The organism is Streptomyces sp. NPDC048185 (assembly GCF_043202495.1).
In the GTDB taxonomy this organism is placed as follows: domain Bacteria; phylum Actinomycetota; class Actinomycetes; order Streptomycetales; family Streptomycetaceae; genus Streptomyces.
The window spans coordinates 82,204-95,970 of the sequence record NZ_JBIDAN010000015.1; the positions used below are offsets into that span (position 1 = coordinate 82,204).

Here is a 13,767-nt window from a genome sequence, read left to right on the forward strand (position 1 = left end):
TGTTGCGGAAGTGGTGGTGGCCGGCCGCCGTCGCGGGAGAGGATGAATGCCATGACGGGAGAGAGTTCCTCTATCGACAACACCCAGCCCAGCATCGCCCGCGTCTACGACTACCTCCTCGGCGGCAAGGACAACTACGCCGTGGACCGGGAGATCGGAGACGTGTTCAAGCGTGACCTTCCTGGTTCGGTGGCGATCGCGTTCGCCAACCGCGCCGCCCTGACGCGGGCGGTGCGGGAGATCGTGACGACCACCGGGATACGGCAGTTCATCGACCTCGGCAGCGGCCTTCCGACCGCCGACAACGTGCACCAGGTCGCGCAACGGCACGCCCCCGAGTCCCGGGTGGTGTACGTCGACACCGATCCCCAGGTGCTGGTGCACGGGCGGGCCCTGCTGGAGGAGAACGACCGGACGCGGGTCGTGCCGGTCGATGTGCGTGACCCCGAAGGTGTGCGTACCCATCCGGACACCGAGGCGTTGATCGACTTCGACCGTCCCGTCGCCGTCGTGTTCAGCGCCGTCCTCCACCACGTGAACGACGAGGAGGGCCCCGGCGACATCGTCCGCTACTGGCGCGACCTCCTGCCGTCCGGCAGTCACTTCTTCGTCAGCCACTTCCGTTCCGGCCACAATCCGGAGACCGTGGAGGCCGAGAAGGTGCTCCAGGGAACCTTCGGCCGTGGCCGGTGGCGGACGGACGAGGAGATCGCGTCCCTGCTGGAGGGCCTGGAGATCCTCGAGCCCGGGATAGTCCCGGCTTCCGCCTGGCGACCTGACGCGGGCGGCGGCCGGTGGAGCGGCACCGGCGAGCGGGAGCTCACCGTCTGGGAGCGTCTCATCGCCGCGGGACTGGCCCGCAAGCCGTAGCGCCGTACCGGGGCGCCGTGATCACGAGGTGAACCGCACCGGCAGACGTCGCGGGCCACGGATCATCAGCCCGGGGCGCCAGGCGATGGCCGCCGGGTGGATGTCCAGGTCGAGGGTCGCGCAGCGCTCCAGGAGCGTCCGTACGGCGATGCGCGCCTCCATACGGGCCAGAGGCGCCCCGAGGCAGTAGTGGATGCCGTGTCCGAAGGCCACGTGGCCACGGGCGTCGCGCGTGATGTCGAAGCGTCCGGGCCGGGGGAAGCGCGCCGGATCGCGGTCGGCGTCGGCCAGGGCCACGAGGACGAGCTCCCCACCCCCGGGGACGACCGTGTCACCGATGGTCAGCGGCTCGGTGGTGAACCGGTACGTGGGGGTCTCCACCGGACCGTCGTAGCGGAGCATCTCCTCGACGGCGGAGTCGATGAGCGTGAGATCGGCGCGCAGCGCGGCCAGTTGCTCGGGATGGGTGAGCAGGGCGAGTACGCCGTTGGAGATGAGGTTCACGGTGGTCTCGTGGCCTGCCACCAGCAACAGCCAGGCCATACCGAGGAGTTCCTCGGGTGACAGCCGGTCGCCGCCATCGCCGTCGCCGTCGCCGTCCGGACCGTGGATCAGCGCGCTCATGAGATCGTCGCCCGGCCGCTGCCGTTTGCTCGCGAGCAGGTCCTCCAGGTACCGCGCCATGGACGCCGCGGCTGCCGCGCGGGCTCGCGGGTCGGTCGCGCCGAGGGCGTCGTTCGACCAGGTGCGGAAGGAATCGCGGTCGAGGTCGGGGACCCCGAGGAGTTCGCAGATGACGGAGATGGGCAGCGGGAAGGACAGGGCCTCGACGAGGTCGGCGCGTCCGTCGGAGGCTGCGAGCATCCGGTCCAGGAGCGCGTCGGTGGTCTTCTGGACGCGCGGCGCGAGCTCCTCCACCCGGCGGGCGGTGAACTCGCGGGCGACCAGCCTGCGCAGCCGCGTGTGGTCGGGCGGGTCGGCCCTGAGCATGTGGGGTCCGGAGGAGACGGCACCGATGGGGAGCGAGGGGGACGCCTTGCCCCAGTCCTTCGACAGCGTCGGGTCCGCGAGCGCGGCGCGGCCGGCCTCGTAGCCGACGACGAGCCAGGCCTCCGCGTTCCCCTCCGGCATCCGGACGCGATGCACGGGGCCCTGCGCCCGTAAGCGGGCGTACACGGGGTACGGATCGCGGGTGAAGGAGTCACCGAGTGCGGCCAGGTCGACGATGCTCATGGGCTACCACCTCTACGACGGCTCACGGATCACGACGGTGACCCGACGGGTCATGGCGCACGACTCCCGGAAGACCCCGCCGTCCCGTCGGCGGGCGACCACTGCCCGCCGACTGTAACCCCCGCCGCCGCGGGAGCATCCCGGTTTCCGGCAAACCGGATCTCAGGCCAGGCCCGCTGGGGCTCCAGGCCCCCGCGGCCCGGCGGACATCGCACCGCCCGTCGCCACCGGTTTCGGGACAACCCCCTCCGCGGTGCGGCACGGGGCATGGGCGAGACTGAGGCCATGTTCGTACAGCTCCTCGCGGCCACGGGTGTGCTCGCCGTCCTGACCCTGGTTCCCGGCCCGGACATGGCGGTGGTGACGAAGCGAGCCATCGCCTCCGGCTGGCGGGACGGCCTGCGCACGGTCGGCGGCATCACGGCGGGACTGCTCGTCTGGGGTGTGCTCACCGTGGTCGGCCTGGCCGCCGTCCTGGCGGCGTCCGCCACCGCCTACACGGTCGTCAAGCTCGCCGGCGCGGCCTACCTCGTCCTGCTGGGCATCCAGTCCCTGCGGCAGAGCCGGCGCGACCGCGGGCTGCCCTCGGCCCCGGGCACCCCGGCCCCGTCCGGCAGCCCGTGGCGCACGGGACTGGTCAGCAACGTCTTCAATCCGAAGATCGCCGTCTTCTACACGGGCCTGCTCCCCACGCTCGCGCCGTCCGGCGTCCCGCCGCGCCTCGGGATGGCCACGCTGGTCCTCCTCCACGCGACCCTCACGCTCGTGTGGCTCAGCGGTTACGTGCTGGCCCTGGCCAAGGCCCGCGCCTTCTTCGAACGCTCCGCCGTGAGGCGCGCCCTGGACCGCATCCCAGGCGTCGTGCTCATCGGCTTCGGCATCAAGGTCGCCACGTCCCAGCCCTGAGGACGGATGCCGCCGGGGAATCCGCGCGAGGCCGCCGCGCTGCGGTTGAATGGGCCGGGTGAAGGAGACTGCTGTTCTGCGACTGCGTCGGGCCGTTCGCCGTATCGAGACCGCCACCCGTGAACGTGCCGCCACGGGGCGCGGGCCGGAGGAAGCCGACGACGTCGTCGGCACCTTCGCCACGGACGGCGCGCTCGGCTTCGATCCGTTCCCTTTCCTGCGGGCCCTGCACGAGGCCGGATCGCGCGCGGTGGTCATCGGCCAGGTCGCCGGCATCATGCACGGCTCGGAAGAACTCACGGGCGACCTCGACCTGTTGTGGGACGGCACTCCCGCACAGGCGCGCGCCCTGCGCGACGCTCTGGTGGCGACGGGCTGCACGGAGCTGCCCGACCTGAGCCGGCCCCAGGCCGACTACCGAGTGACCGGCGCCGGCGGCGACCTGTGCACACCCGCCCTGCCCTGGGGAGGCATGGACACCGAGCCCTGCCTCGCCCGGGCGGTCGGCGTCCGGGATCCGGAGGGCTTCGTCATCCGCTGTGCCGACCTGGACGACCTGATCCTGATGCGGCGTTCCCTCGGCCGTCCCAAGGACCACCGTCGCGCGGACGAGCTCGAGGCCCTGCGCCCCTGAGTTCCGCGGTCGGGCCGGCCGGCTGCGCACGACCGGGGGTTCAGACCGTGGCCTGGGGCTGATCCCGGGTGAGGTGGAGGATCCGGGTCTCGGTGGCGTGCGGGACGAGCAGCCCCCGCAGTTCCTCGGCTGCCGCCTCGACGAGACGGCCGTCCCGGCCGGCATGGAGGGTTTCGAGGACGAAGGCGACGTGAGTGGAGTCCTCGGTGACACGGGTGCGGTGGGCGTCGCGGTGGTTCCAGTGACGGGTGAGGATGCCGGCGGCGTCCGCGTAGACGATCTCGCCGGGTTTGGGATGCTCGACGGTGCCGGGTTCGCCGAGGGGAGTGAACTCCTCGGTGCCGTCCGCATGCCTGATGTCGACGTCCCCCGCGACGTGACCGAGATCGAAGGCTCCGGCGGGCAGGCCGTGGCGGACGGAGACGGCGTTGTAGGAGTCGACCGCCGGGTTGATCCGCGGCAGGCTGCCCTTCTTGGCCAGACGGCGGCCGAGGGCGTCGACGCTCGGGCGGATGCGGCGGGGATTGGTGCCGAAGGACCGGTAGGCGGTGTGCCAGGCCTCGATGCGGGGATCGGTCTCGTCGGCGGGCCGCCAGGTGCCGTCGGCGAGCCGCTGCTCCAGCGCCTCCAGGGCGGCGAGGGTGTCGGGCCAGGGTTCGCCGCCGCGCAGGCCGTCGGCGGTGACCAACGTGACGAGCGTGTCGGGGAAGGCGTCGGCGACGGCGGGGGAGATGCGGAAGTCGGTCATGGGAGGCTGGTGTTCCGTCCTTCGTGCGGGGTGGTCGGTCAGGCTTTCCAGGGGCCGATGCGGTCCAGGCGGCGGCGCTGCTGGGCGGCGGTGGGGAGGTCGAGGCCCCGGGCACGTTCGGTGAGGTGGTCGGCGACGGCCGTTCGGTGCTCGACGGGCTTGTGGTCGTCGTACTTGAACTTGGCCCGCACATCGGTCACTTCCAGGCGCAGACCGCGGATGCCGGACAGCATCCGGCCGTACGGGGGCCGGTCGACGGCGAGCGGGGCGTGGTCGCCGTCCGGCTGGAAGTGGGCCATCTGGCGTCGCAGCAGTTCGGCCTTCGCCTCGGGCTCGTCGACGACCGTGGCGCGGCAGGTGAACTGGACGGCGGTGTAGTAGCTGGTGGGGACGCCGTCGGTGGGCGGGGTGCCCGGCGCGGCGCGCCAGGGGCCGGGAACGAAGGCGTAGTCGCCGAAGACGGTGAACAGGACGTTCGGGTCGTTCTCGATCGCCTTCCAGACCGGGTTCGGCCGGGCGAGGTGGATGAGGAGGTGGCCGGGGCCGCCGGTGAAGTGCGTGGGGACGGCGAGGGGCGGCTCGCCCGACGCACCGTTGACGCTGAGGATGCCGAAGTCGTGTCCGTCGGCGATCCAGGTCCGCCACTCGGCTTCGTCCAGGCCGGCGTCCCAGGGCTGGATGAACATGCGGTACTCCTTGCACGGGGTGGTGAGGGGGAGCGGGTCAGGTGAGGGCGAGGAGGCTGACGGCGACGGCGGCGGTGCCCAGGCCGACCAGCTGGCCGCGGTGGACGCGTTCCGCGAGGACGCCGCGGGCGAGCAGGACGGTCCCGGCCGGGTAGAGCGCGGTGATCACCGCGACCACGGCGAGGTCCCCGCTGCGGGCGGCGAGCAGGAACAGCAGGTTCGCCACCGAGTCCAGCACGCCGGCGGCGGCCGACACGGCGTACGCGGGCTTCTCCGTCCCCAGCCTGCGGAACATCAGTCCGGCCGCGGCCAGGGTGACGGCCGTGGAGACGGCACGGCCGACGACCAGCGGGGCGACGCCGCTGTCGGACGGCGCCTGGTGCAGGAAGACCAGTTGCAGCGCGATCGCGGCGCCCGCGCCGAAGGCCGACAGCAGCGCGGTGCGCGACGGCCGGGCCGCCCCGTCGCGCTGTCCGGCGCTGACCAGCACCACGGCGACCAGCGCCAGAGGCAGGCCCAGCAGGCCGGCGAGGCCGAGATGCTCGCCCTGCAGCAGGCCGACGGCGACCGGAAGCATGGCGGAGACGAGTGCGGTGACGGGCGAGAGGACGTTCATCGGCCCGATCGCCAGCGTGCGGTACAGCAGGGCGAAGGCGGCGGCCGATGCGACGCCGGACGCGGCGCCCCAGCCGAGTGCGCCGGCGCTGAACGTGGCACCGAGCAGTGGCCAGAGCAGCAGCTCGACCGCGAGGGACGCGGGCGCCGCCACGACGACGGTGCGCAGGACGTGGGCCTTGCGGGCGCCGAGACCGCCGAGGAAGTCGGCACAGCCGTAGGCGAGGGAGCTGCCCAGGGCCAGCAGCAGAGCGATCACGGAGGTACATCCCTTACTATCGCAACGGAACGACCAGACCGTACAATGAAACGACCGGCCGTTGTCAACCAAACGACCGGACGGTGCATTGAAGTGGTCCATTCACCAGGACAGGGATCGGATGACCGAAACAGAGGCAGCTCTGCGCACCCTCGCGCACAACGTCAGGGTCGCCCGCACCCGCGCCGGCCTGTCCCTGGACGAGCTGGGACGGCGCGCGAAGGTCAGCAAGGGGGCGCTGGTCGGCCTGGAGAAGGCCCAGGGGAATCCGAATTTCGCCACGCTGGTCCGGCTGGCCGACACTCTCGGCGTCTCGGTGTCCGCCCTGATGGAAGGGCCGGCCGAGGGCCGCGTCCGTGTGGTGTCCGCCGACGCCGTGATGCCGCTGTGGGCGGGCGAGCAGGGCAGCGAGGCCCGGCTGATGCTGACGACGTCGGGCCCCGCCCCGGTGGAGGTCTGGCGCTGGCGGCTCCGGCCGGGCGAGGAGTACCCCAGCCACCCCCACCAGGCCGGGGTCGTCGAAACGGTCAGTGTGACGTCAGGGCGCATGACCCTCGTCGTCGACGGCGTCGAGCACTCCGTGCACGCCGGACAGACCGCCGCCTTCGACGGTGACGCCCCCCACACCTACCGCGGCGCGGGCGACGAGACCTGCCACCTGATCATGACCGTCCACCTCCCGCCCGGGCCCGTCCCGGCCGGCTGACCTGCGCGGCGGCGCCCGCGGCCGATGACGCTCTTGGAGGTCGTTTTCGCCCGATGTTTCTCCCGAGACGAGGGGTTTGTTGGCTTCTTTCGGGTCGCGCCAGGAGATCGTGTTCTCGCCAGTGAGGCGGCGGGCCATGAGGTCGGTCATGGCGATGTGGACCACCGCTTCGGACCGGTTGGGCAGGGTTTCGTAGTCGCGGGCCAGGCGCCGGTGGAGCATGAGCCAGCCGTAGGTCCGCTCGACGGCCCAGCGTTTCGGGATCGGGGTGAAGCCTGGTCCCGGGCTTGCGGGCGGTGAGCTCCATGTCGATGCCGAGGGTCGCGGCGTGCTCGACGAGGTGCTGCCGGTAGCCACCGTCGACCCATACCTTGCGGATGCCGGGGTGCTCGGCGGCGACCCGGTCGAGCAGCGCGGTGCCGGCGACGGAGTCCTGCACGCTCGCTGCGGTGACCAGCACTGCGAGGAGGAGTCCGAGCGTGTCGGTGACGATGCTCCGCTTCCGGCCGACAAGCTTCTTCCCGGCGTCGACGCCCTGGCCGGCGGCGGGGACGCTGGTGGAGGTCTTGACGCTCTGAGCGTCGATCACGCAGGCCGACGGCTCGCCGTCCCGGCCCTCCTTCTCCCGTAAGAGCTGTTGGAGAATGCCGTTCGAGCTGGGCGAACACGCCCTCATCGGCCCATTTGGCGAAGTAGCCGTAGACCGTGTTCCAGTGCGGGAAGTCGTGCGGGAGGTAGCGCCACTGGACCCCGGTCCGGTCGACGTACAAGATCGCGACCTTGCACTCCGAGAGTCGGCATATATCCGGGTGACATAGATGAGAACGACCTCTCAGTACCTGTTTCAATCCGGGGGAGTTCCTCGGTAGCCACCGGTGTCTTGAGAGCATGCATGGATGACGATTGCTGCTGTGCTCTTCGACGTGGATGGTGTTCTGTTGGACTCCACCGCCGCTCATCGCCGGGTATGGAACTCCTGGTCGGTGATGCGGGGCCTCGATCCCAACCTGGTCTGGCAGCTCACGTTTGGGCGTCGTCCGGAGGACACCGTTAGGGACGTGGCTCCCCACTTGGACCCCAGCGCCGAACGGCGCGTTCTGGATCATCTTCTGTCTCAGGAGGAGAATGGCTTTCCTCCGGTTGTGGGGGCTGCCGCACTCTTGGCGACCTTGCCGGGCGAGGGATGGGCGATCGTGACCTCGGGTGACCTCAAGTCTGTACATCAGCGGTTCGTCGCAGCTGGTCTGCCATTGCCCGATGTGCAGGTATTTGCCGCTGATGTCGAACAGGCAAAACCCGCGCCCGACTGTTTCATTCTGGCCGCGTCGCGCCTGGGCGTCGATCCGTCCAAGTGTCTGGTGGTCGAGGACGCCCCTGCCGGGGTCCGAGCGGGCAAGGCGGCTGGCTGCACCGTTGTGGGGCTCACGACCACTCACTCAGAAAGTGCCCTTCATGAGGCGGACCTCTGTGTGGCAACGCTGAGAGATGTCGGCAAGCTACTCGCTTCGCACGGACTCTTGATCGAGGCCGCAGCCGCAACCGACTAGATCAGATTGCTTGCGCGACCGACGGGGTGACGGAGAGGCGGGCCAGGCTCTTTTCTGCCCTGGGCCATCAGTGTGATCGCTGCCCAGGTGATGAGCGTTTCGGAGTGCTGGACGAGCCGTTCGTAGGCGCATGCCGACGTGCGGGGCAGCGCGACGAAACCTGAGGAGTCCTTGGGGCGGCTCACAGTCTTGATCGTGAGGCTCAGGTGCTGTTTTCCCGTAGCTCACGAGCTTTCCGGCATGGGCGGAGTCGGCCCAGACGATGATGATCTCGGAATGCATCAGCCAGCGCCCTCGGCCGTGCCGTCGTGCTCCTGGCTGTTCGTACTGGGTGCGGGATTCGGTCATGGCGCGTTGCCAGTTGCGTTCAGCGCCTCCGTGTTCGCAGGCCAGGCGGGCGGCCATGCCACGCCGGTATCCGCCGGCCTGCTGCAGTTCGGCGAGAACGATGGCGACACCGCGCTCCGGTACGGCCGCCCGTCCCATCGCCACCCGTCCCGCCTTCCCGCCCTGCCGCAGTAGATCCGGCATTCACTGCGGCGGCTGCCGTGTTGTCCCATGGCCGTGGATTAAACTGTCAGCTGCCTCCACGAAGGCGCGGACGCGCGCGGTGTGACGGTCAGTCGGCCAGACCAGGACCCATTCCAGGGCAGGGGCGTCGCTGACGGGGACGTAGGCGATGTCGGGGCGCGCGTAGTAGCGGCGGGCGTGGGCGCCGGCGGGGAGGGCGCCCTGTCCGGCGCCGACGAGGGTGAGTGCCTCCTGCAACGTCCCGGCCGTCGGATCTGCGGTGTTGGGAGGTGCGTCGGCCTGCCGGTGCAGGATTGCCGTGTGCCCCGGAAGCCGTACCAGGGGGACGCGCGTCAAGTCGGCGGCCAGGACGCTTCCACGGCGGGCGAAGGGGTGGCCGACGGGAACCGCGAGCACTTGGGCCTCACGTACCAGGACCGAACCGCGGGTCAGGTCGGGGTCGTCGATGGGCAGGGTCGTCAGCCCGAGGTCTGCCTCTCCCGAGCGGATCCGTCGCAGCATCTGGTCGGCCTGCACTTCTTGGATGCGCACCTCGCAGTCGGGCGCCTGCTCGCGGAAGACCTGCGTCACACCGGCCAGGAGCTGCGCGGCGGCGGCGCTGACGAAGGCGACATGCAGGGCGCCGGACAGGCCGCGCCCCCTCTCGATCGCGCGCTGTACCGCTGCCGTCAAACCGCCCCAGGCAGGGAGGAGCTCGTCGCGCAGCTGCTGTCCCACCGTGGTGAGCGAGACGCGACGGCTGGTGCGGTGGAACAGCGGTACGCCCACCCTCCGCTCCAGCTTCCGGATGGTCTGGCTGACGCGTGCGGTCGACACGTGCAACTTCGCGGCGGTGCGGCCGAAGTGCAGCTCCTCCGCGAGCGCCAGGAACGCTTCCACCTCGTGCCGCTCGATCACGCCCGCCCCCATCATTAAGTCTGATTTCACGATCATTGCGCAGGTGGACGTTGGTCGCCAGCTGATGCGGCAGCAGAGTGGGTGACGTCGAACACGACGCCACCGGCAACCGGAGGATGACATGGACGCCGAGACCCCCTTCACCCTGGCCGCACAACCTGGCGACACCGCCGCGGTTGTCGCCGAGCTGCGCGACCGCGCCGAGATCGCTGATGCTCTCCACCGGTTCGCTCTGGGGCAGGACCTGAAGGACGGAGACCTGTTCGCCTCGGCGTTCACCGCCGATGCGGAGCTGGACTTCCGCCCGGCCGCCGCACGTTGGGGCGGCGAGCCTCCCGTGATGAGCGGCCGGGACACCATCGTCAGCACCATCCTGGCCATGTTCACGGGCAGGGTGGACACCACTCACCAGGTCGCCAACGTGCGCATCGGCATCGATGGGGACACCGCCCGCCTCACCGCGCTGGTCGAGGCCCAGCACGTGCTCATCGACGCCCCGGACACACACGCGCTGCTGAAGAACCCTTACACCGTCGACCTGATCCGCGACGGCAGCCGCTGGCTCATCCGCCGGATACACATCGAGAACACCTGGCTCACCGGCGATCCGCTCGCGATCTTCGGCGTCTGACCGCACCAGGTCACTGCGTCCCGACCCACGCGAAACACGGCCGTAGCAACAGCACACTGACACCGGTACCACAACACCACGAAAGAAGGACGCGACATGAAGTACTCCGACATCGGCGGGACAGGCCGGCCACCGACGGCGGCCGGGCACCAGACGCAGCCGCATGCCCGCCCCACCGGCGTGGACCCGCGCACCGGCCATGGCCCGTCCGAAGCGATAGCCGGTGCGTCCGAGTCCGCCACCGTCGACGTGCACGTCGACCACATGCCTGCCGAGGCGCTGCCCGCCGCGCCGTTCCCGCCGATACTGACGCGCCACGCGGAAGCCGAGACCAGTGCCGACCCCAGCAGTGTGATGACACTGCTCGCCGACTCGGACGACACGGCCGACGGCTTCACCAGCTACCGGTCCACTTTCGCCAAGGGAGCCGTGGGGGCACCCGCGCACTTGCACACCAAGGCGACGGAGCTGTTCTTCGTCATCAGCGGATCTCTTCAGGTACTGGTGGACGAGGAGGTCACCGTCCTGGAGACGGGTGACTTCCTCGCAGTGCCGCCGCACACCCCACACGCCTTCGCCGCAGCACCCGGCTGTGAAGCCGACGTCCTGTTCGTCTTCACTCCGGGCATGGGCCGGTTCGACTACCTGCGCCTGCTCGGCCGGGTGATGCGCGGGGAGTCGGACGCGAAGGAGATCGCCGAATCGGCGGAGCGGTTCGACAACCACTATGTCGACAGCCCCGTCTGGCGCTCTGCCCTGGAAGCGTCGGCATGATCGACCACCCCGTCCGTGTCCGGCTTGCCCGGCCCTCGCGGGACCTCGCCGCCGCCGAACGCTTCTACGTCGAGGGGCTCGGCCTGGCCATCCTGGAGCGCACCGCCAAGCGTGTCCCGGGCGAGCACGACCTGTTGATGGTCGGCTGGCCGGAGGCGACCTGGCACTTCGAGCTGACGCATGACCCGGAACACCCACTGGAGCCGACCCCGACAGTGGACGATCTGTTCGTGGTCTACCTGGGCAAACCGGCCGACGGATCCCTGACCGACCGTTTGGTGGCGGCCGGCGGTACCCGTGTTCTGGCCCACAACCCGTACTGGGAGAAGCACGGCATGACGATCGCCGACCCGGACGGCTATCGCCTGGTCCTGTGCTCCCGCGCCTGGAGGTGACCAACGTCCGGCAGATCACGAGCGGACCCGGAGCCGCACCGGGACAGTGGTGACGCTGTCTCCGGGCGGCCACCGCGTGACTTCGTTGACTGCCAGTGAGCGTTTTCAGAATGGCCACTGGTCGGGTGACGGGCTGCTCTTCCGCAACGTACGAGGCTCCTGTGCCGTTGAGAGAGGTGTTCGACGTCTCAACTCATCAGCGCAGGAGCCTCGTTGGTTCCCTACCCTGCCGCACTCGACCTGCCTCCGCTGCAAGCTCCCGCCCCACCAGCGTGCTCTCGTCGGTCTGGTCTACCTTCGTCGGCACGACACCCTCGCGCAGATCGCCGCCGGGTTCCACGACCCACCACAAGATCAATTAACAGACAGGTCCTAGGCTTCACCGCACACGGAGGTCTTCGTGTCCCACCGTAATGCCCGGCTGGCCGTTCACGGCAGACGGATCCTGGTCGAACGCGTCCTGGCGGGCCGTCGCGTCGCGCACGTCGCGGCGGATATGGGGTATCCCGGCCCACGGCCCACAAATGGGTCCGCCGCTGGCGAACCGAGGGCGGTGCGGAATCAATCGTCTCAAGAGGCACCGTGCAGTAGCCACGAGGATATGACAAGCCCTCCGTCCGCTACGAGGCAACCGTGCTGGTCGCGGCGATCAACGAGTGGCTGTGACAGGCCCGATGGCGGCCCCCCGCGAACGGCATCGCGTGCCGATTCGCTTGGATGTCGTCGACGGCCTCGCACGATGCGGGGACGCCATAACCTCGGAGGAGTGCTGAGCTCGGTGAACGGTTTGAACAACGTACTGGCGGACAACCACTACCCCGGACGCGGGGTGCTGTGGTGCCGAACCGGCGACGGGGACTCGCTTGGGGGGTACTTCCTCACAGGACGAAGCCCTGCCTCCAAGGCCCGTGCTCTGCACCGCACTCCGGAGGGAGCGCTGCTTGTCGCTCCGTCGGAATCGAGCGCACACGATCACCTGCGTCACTACGTCGCCGCCCGCCAGAGCGGCCAGTGGCTGGTCTTCGGCAACGGTGAACAGGTCGCCACAGTCGCCGACCGGCTCGACTCTGGTGAGCTTCCCGCCCTGGCCCTGGACGGTTTGGACTACGAACCAGACCCGCCGATATTCACCCCGCGGCTGACCGTCGTCGCTGACGGCCAGGTCGGCGGGCGAGCCTGGTTCGGCGCCGCGCGACACAGCAGCGGGGGACGCACGGCTACAAACCGGCTGACTCTCGAGGTCAGTTACCTGGAGCCCGGTGAGGGGGTGCTCATGACTACATACCGCTCGGACGGGCATGAGATCGCGACCGGCGACCCGTTCACTGAGGTCCGCATCACCGCCGGAAACCGCCGCGGTCTTCTCGATGAGCTGTGGGCCTCTCTGCCGCCTCAGCTTCGGATCGCCGCCGCGGTCTTCTCGCCCGGTGGTCTCGCGGAGGCAGACGTTCGACAAGCCGCGCCGGCCCAGAGCTGACATTGGCCGGGCCATCGACTCTGCCTTGGCGGCGGAGATGCCGACCGACAGGGGCAGGCCCTGGCGATCGACGATGAGGTGGATTTTCGATCCCCTCTTGCCGCGGTCGGTCGGATTCGATCTCCTGGCGCGACCCGAAAGAAGCCAACAAACCCCTCATCTCGGGATGAAACATCGGGCGAAAACGACCTCTTAGGCCGCCGACCTGATCGCGGAGATGTCGAACTGGAGCCGGACCTTCTCGCTCACCATCGCGCCGCCCGCCTCCAGGCGCTGGTTGTAGACCAGACCCCACTCGGTGCGGTCGATGGTGGTGGTGCCGTCGAAGCCGGCTCGTTCGAAGCCGAATGGGTCCACGACCGAACCGAGGTAGTCGAGTTGGAGGTCGACGGACCGGGTGACGTCACGGATGGTCAGGTCGCCCGTCATCCGGAAGGTCTCGCCGCCCTCGTGGGTGGTGGTGGTGCTGCGGAACACCATCTCCGGGTAACGGCGTACGTCGAAGAAGTCCCGGCCGACGAGGTGCGCGTCCCGCTGTTCCACGCCCGTGTCGACGCTGCCGACCCGGATGACGAGTTCTGCCCGTGACTCGGAGGGCCGGGCACCGTCGAAGTACAGGGTGCTGTCGTAGTCGGCGAACGCCCCGCGCACCGTCGTGACCATGGCGTGCCGCACCGAGAAGCCGATGCGGCTGTGCGGGCGGTCGATGGTCCAGCGGCCGGTCAGGGACCGCAGCGCCGGGTCGAGCGCGGCACCGTCGGCGTCGGCCACCGCGACGTGCGCATGGGAGCGGACAGTCGACGTGGGCTCGGCCAGGGTGGACGGGCGGCGGCTGAAGATACCCATGAGATCGTAGGC

Annotated in this window: 15 protein-coding genes and 5 pseudogenes; 11 read left to right on the forward strand and 9 right to left on the reverse strand. The window is 69.8% G+C overall.

All coding sequences use genetic code 11. The features are described 5' to 3' along the window. The first annotated feature begins 51 nt into the window (after window positions 1-51). Entirely contained in the window at window positions 52-870 is an 819-nt protein-coding gene (locus ACGF3H_RS32525) for an SAM-dependent methyltransferase (RefSeq protein WP_362493003.1), read from the forward strand. Window positions 871-891: 21 nt separating this feature from the next. Here the strand turns inward: ACGF3H_RS32525 and ACGF3H_RS32530 are convergent, their stop codons facing one another. Further along, window positions 892-2,103: a cytochrome P450 gene (locus tag ACGF3H_RS32530; RefSeq protein ID WP_362493006.1), complete on the reverse strand. Its 1,212-nt coding sequence runs from the start codon at window positions 2,101-2,103 to the stop codon at window positions 892-894. 285 nt (window positions 2,104-2,388) lie between these two features. On the opposite strand from ACGF3H_RS32530, the gene ACGF3H_RS32535 reads away from it, so the two are divergent. Both ACGF3H_RS32535 and ACGF3H_RS32540 read left to right on the forward strand, forming a co-directional pair. After that, on the forward strand, window positions 2,389-3,009 hold the full coding sequence (locus tag ACGF3H_RS32535; protein WP_362493009.1) for a LysE family translocator: 621 nt from the start codon (window positions 2,389-2,391) through the stop codon (window positions 3,007-3,009). 58 nt (window positions 3,010-3,067) lie between these two features. Beyond that, on the forward strand, window positions 3,068-3,643 hold the full coding sequence (locus ACGF3H_RS32540) for a hypothetical protein (protein ID WP_393816570.1): 576 nt from the start codon (window positions 3,068-3,070) through the stop codon (window positions 3,641-3,643). A 40-nt stretch (window positions 3,644-3,683) separates the two neighbouring features. Here ACGF3H_RS32540 and ACGF3H_RS32545 read toward each other — a convergent pair whose 3' ends face one another. The 3 genes from ACGF3H_RS32545 to ACGF3H_RS32555 are packed head-to-tail and all read right to left on the reverse strand — an operon-like array spanning window position 3,684 to window position 5,951. Beyond that, complete coding sequence (locus tag ACGF3H_RS32545; protein WP_362493015.1) at window positions 3,684-4,391, reverse strand: phenylalanine--tRNA ligase beta subunit-related protein; 708 nt, start codon at window positions 4,389-4,391, stop codon at window positions 3,684-3,686. A 38-nt stretch (window positions 4,392-4,429) separates the two neighbouring features. Further along, window positions 4,430-5,077, reverse strand: coding sequence for an FMN-binding negative transcriptional regulator (locus tag ACGF3H_RS32550; protein WP_362493018.1), 648 nt, complete (start codon window positions 5,075-5,077; stop codon window positions 4,430-4,432). Window positions 5,078-5,114: 37 nt separating this feature from the next. Beyond that, window positions 5,115-5,951 carry an EamA family transporter gene (locus ACGF3H_RS32555; protein ID WP_362493021.1) on the reverse strand — a complete coding sequence of 279 codons (837 nt, stop codon included), beginning with the start codon at window positions 5,949-5,951 and terminating at the stop codon, window positions 5,115-5,117. A 121-nt stretch (window positions 5,952-6,072) separates the two neighbouring features. On the opposite strand from ACGF3H_RS32555, the gene ACGF3H_RS32560 reads away from it, so the two are divergent. Then, a complete protein-coding gene (locus ACGF3H_RS32560) occupies window positions 6,073-6,657 on the forward strand; it encodes an XRE family transcriptional regulator (RefSeq protein WP_362493024.1) in 585 nt (194 codons plus the stop codon). A gap of 93 nt (window positions 6,658-6,750) precedes the next feature. On the opposite strand, the pseudogene ACGF3H_RS32565 reads toward ACGF3H_RS32560, so the two are convergent. Beyond that, window positions 6,751-7,616 (reverse strand): annotated as a pseudogene (locus ACGF3H_RS32565) (IS5 family transposase); the annotation flags it as partial. On the opposite strand from ACGF3H_RS32565, the gene ACGF3H_RS32570 reads away from it, so the two are divergent. Then, window positions 7,554-8,204 (forward strand): HAD-IA family hydrolase, encoded by a 651-nt coding sequence (locus ACGF3H_RS32570; protein WP_362493027.1) that lies wholly within the window; start codon window positions 7,554-7,556, stop codon window positions 8,202-8,204. The pseudogene ACGF3H_RS32565 and the gene ACGF3H_RS32570 sit on opposite strands and share 63 nt — an antisense overlap. Before the next feature lie 38 nt (window positions 8,205-8,242). Here ACGF3H_RS32570 and ACGF3H_RS32575 read toward each other — a convergent pair. Both ACGF3H_RS32575 and ACGF3H_RS32580 read right to left on the reverse strand, forming a co-directional pair. After that, window positions 8,243-8,489, reverse strand: a pseudogene (locus ACGF3H_RS32575) (IS5/IS1182 family transposase); the annotation flags it as partial. Window positions 8,490-8,735: 246 nt separating this feature from the next. Beyond that, on the reverse strand, window positions 8,736-9,632 hold the full coding sequence (locus tag ACGF3H_RS32580) for a LysR family transcriptional regulator (RefSeq protein ID WP_393816571.1): 897 nt from the start codon (window positions 9,630-9,632) through the stop codon (window positions 8,736-8,738). A gap of 121 nt (window positions 9,633-9,753) precedes the next feature. Here ACGF3H_RS32580 and ACGF3H_RS32585 point away from each other — a divergent pair, with 121 nt between their 5' ends. From ACGF3H_RS32585 to ACGF3H_RS32610, 6 genes and pseudogenes are all read left to right on the forward strand, one after another. Then, complete coding sequence (locus tag ACGF3H_RS32585) at window positions 9,754-10,263, forward strand: nuclear transport factor 2 family protein (protein WP_362493033.1); 510 nt, start codon at window positions 9,754-9,756, stop codon at window positions 10,261-10,263. Between the two features lie 264 nt (window positions 10,264-10,527). After that, window positions 10,528-11,037, forward strand: a complete 510-nt coding sequence (locus ACGF3H_RS32590) for a cupin domain-containing protein (protein ID WP_362493340.1) — start codon at window positions 10,528-10,530, stop codon at window positions 11,035-11,037. Then, entirely contained in the window at window positions 11,034-11,432 is a 399-nt protein-coding gene (locus tag ACGF3H_RS32595; RefSeq protein ID WP_362493036.1) for a VOC family protein, read from the forward strand. The genes ACGF3H_RS32590 and ACGF3H_RS32595 overlap by 4 nt, the downstream gene beginning before the upstream one ends. A gap of 213 nt (window positions 11,433-11,645) precedes the next feature. Then, window positions 11,646-11,769: pseudogene (locus ACGF3H_RS32600) on the forward strand (transposase family protein); the annotation flags it as partial. A 63-nt stretch (window positions 11,770-11,832) separates the two neighbouring features. Continuing rightward, window positions 11,833-11,984: pseudogene (locus ACGF3H_RS32605) on the forward strand (helix-turn-helix domain-containing protein); the annotation flags it as partial. 214 nt (window positions 11,985-12,198) lie between these two features. Then, a complete protein-coding gene (locus ACGF3H_RS32610) occupies window positions 12,199-12,909 on the forward strand; it encodes an IMP cyclohydrolase (RefSeq protein ID WP_362493039.1) in 711 nt (236 codons plus the stop codon). Here the strand turns inward: ACGF3H_RS32610 and ACGF3H_RS32615 are convergent. Together ACGF3H_RS32615 and ACGF3H_RS32620 are read right to left on the reverse strand one after the other, a co-directional pair. Then, window positions 12,836-13,050 (reverse strand): annotated as a pseudogene (locus ACGF3H_RS32615) (IS5/IS1182 family transposase); the annotation flags it as partial. The gene ACGF3H_RS32610 and the pseudogene ACGF3H_RS32615 overlap by 74 nt on opposite strands. Before the next feature lie 51 nt (window positions 13,051-13,101). Then, window positions 13,102-13,755, reverse strand: coding sequence for a YceI family protein (locus tag ACGF3H_RS32620; protein ID WP_362493042.1), 654 nt, complete (start codon window positions 13,753-13,755; stop codon window positions 13,102-13,104). Window positions 13,756-13,767: the final 12 nt, after the last annotated feature.

What these genes read in the sequence shown, in the direction of transcription:
- ACGF3H_RS32525 (WP_362493003.1), top strand. Translation starts at nt 52, where the DNA reads ATGACGGGAGAGAGTTCCTCTATCGACAACACCCAGCCCAGCATCGCC.
- ACGF3H_RS32530 (WP_362493006.1), bottom strand. Translation starts at nt 2,103, where the DNA reads ATGAGCATCGTCGACCTGGCCGCACTCGGTGACTCCTTCACCCGCGAT.
- ACGF3H_RS32535 (WP_362493009.1), top strand. Translation starts at nt 2,389, where the DNA reads ATGTTCGTACAGCTCCTCGCGGCCACGGGTGTGCTCGCCGTCCTGACC.
- ACGF3H_RS32545 (WP_362493015.1), bottom strand. Translation starts at nt 4,391, where the DNA reads ATGACCGACTTCCGCATCTCCCCCGCCGTCGCCGACGCCTTCCCCGAC.
- ACGF3H_RS32550 (WP_362493018.1), bottom strand. Translation starts at nt 5,077, where the DNA reads ATGTTCATCCAGCCCTGGGACGCCGGCCTGGACGAAGCCGAGTGGCGG.
- ACGF3H_RS32560 (WP_362493024.1), top strand. Translation starts at nt 6,073, where the DNA reads ATGACCGAAACAGAGGCAGCTCTGCGCACCCTCGCGCACAACGTCAGG.
- ACGF3H_RS32570 (WP_362493027.1), top strand. Translation starts at nt 7,554, where the DNA reads ATGACGATTGCTGCTGTGCTCTTCGACGTGGATGGTGTTCTGTTGGAC.
- ACGF3H_RS32585 (WP_362493033.1), top strand. Translation starts at nt 9,754, where the DNA reads ATGGACGCCGAGACCCCCTTCACCCTGGCCGCACAACCTGGCGACACC.
- ACGF3H_RS32590 (WP_362493340.1), top strand. Translation starts at nt 10,528, where the DNA reads ATGCCTGCCGAGGCGCTGCCCGCCGCGCCGTTCCCGCCGATACTGACG.
- ACGF3H_RS32595 (WP_362493036.1), top strand. Translation starts at nt 11,034, where the DNA reads ATGATCGACCACCCCGTCCGTGTCCGGCTTGCCCGGCCCTCGCGGGAC.
- ACGF3H_RS32620 (WP_362493042.1), bottom strand. Translation starts at nt 13,755, where the DNA reads ATGGGTATCTTCAGCCGCCGCCCGTCCACCCTGGCCGAGCCCACGTCG.